The sequence below is a fragment of the Klebsiella sp. D-Nf1 genome, assembly GCF_002810515.1.
Lineage (GTDB): Bacteria > Pseudomonadota > Gammaproteobacteria > Enterobacterales > Enterobacteriaceae > Klebsiella > Klebsiella variicola.
Map to the genome: position 1 here is coordinate 1 of NZ_PIOK01000028.1, position 895 is coordinate 895.

Consider the following 895-nt stretch of genomic DNA (forward strand, 5'->3'; position numbering starts at 1 on the left):
CGTTAATCGCTAAATACCGGACCGGCCGGGAATCTGACCAGAAACCCGGTCACCGCCAGCAGCGATCTCAGCGCGGGCCAGACTATCTGTCGCTCGCGAAGCTCATCATCCAGCGTCAGTAGCGCAAACTCCCCCTTCTCACCCAGCACGCCTCCCTGCCAGAGCAGACGCTGCGCCTGCTGCCGCGCCCAGGGCGACTCACTCTTCCAGGCCAGCAAATGCAGCAGCGCCTGCTGCAGACAGACGCTGTGGGAATGGTTATCCCGCCGCAGCCGCCGGTAGACGGGGAGGGACACGCTGCGCACGGTATAAAATCCACTGCCCGCCTCTTCATCGCCTTCAGGGATAGCGCGGGCGAACTGCCCCGCCACGTCGCACAGCCGGTTGTGCGTCAGCGGAAGTTGCCGGGCGCTGAGCGCCCCGGCCGCCATGCACAGCAGACCGCTGCGCTGCAGCGAGGGCGTCGCAGAGCGCACGACCGCCGCCGGTAAGGCAGTCACCGCCCGTGTCGCCTCGTCAGCGTTGTGGTCGGCGCCGGCCTCATAACAGCTGGCCAGCAGCGCTTCACCAGGCGTGGCGTTCAGCGGGGGCGAAAGCAGGTTCAGCGCCGGCTGCAGTTGCGCAAGTTCATCGCCTGACGCCAGCATGGCGTCGACAATCGCCTCCCGTGTTGATGTCCGGTTTTCCGGACAGCATGCTATGGCTTCATTCATCACCGTCTCCTTATGAGAAATCTCCGCGGCCGACATGCCAGCCGCGGGAACAGGCTGGCCTACATCGCCAGCACGTACTTGAGCATCACCCCGGCGGCGATCGCCGAGCCGATCACTCCGGCCACGTTCGGGCCCATGGCGTGCATCAGCAGGAAGTTCTGCCCGTCTGCCTCCAGACCCAC

2 protein-coding genes are annotated in these 895 nt (G+C 65.6%); both read right to left on the reverse strand.

What is annotated here, in order from left to right; genetic code table 11:
• Nucleotides 1-2: 2 nt before the first annotated feature.
• Nucleotides 3-713, reverse strand: coding sequence for a hypothetical protein (locus CWM54_RS27820; protein ID WP_100699194.1), 711 nt, complete (start codon nucleotides 711-713; stop codon nucleotides 3-5).
• Between the two features lie 59 nt (nucleotides 714-772).
• Nucleotides 773-895 (reverse strand): sodium ion-translocating decarboxylase subunit beta (locus CWM54_RS27825; RefSeq protein ID WP_139155398.1); only part of this gene is annotated, 123 nt, incomplete at its 5' end.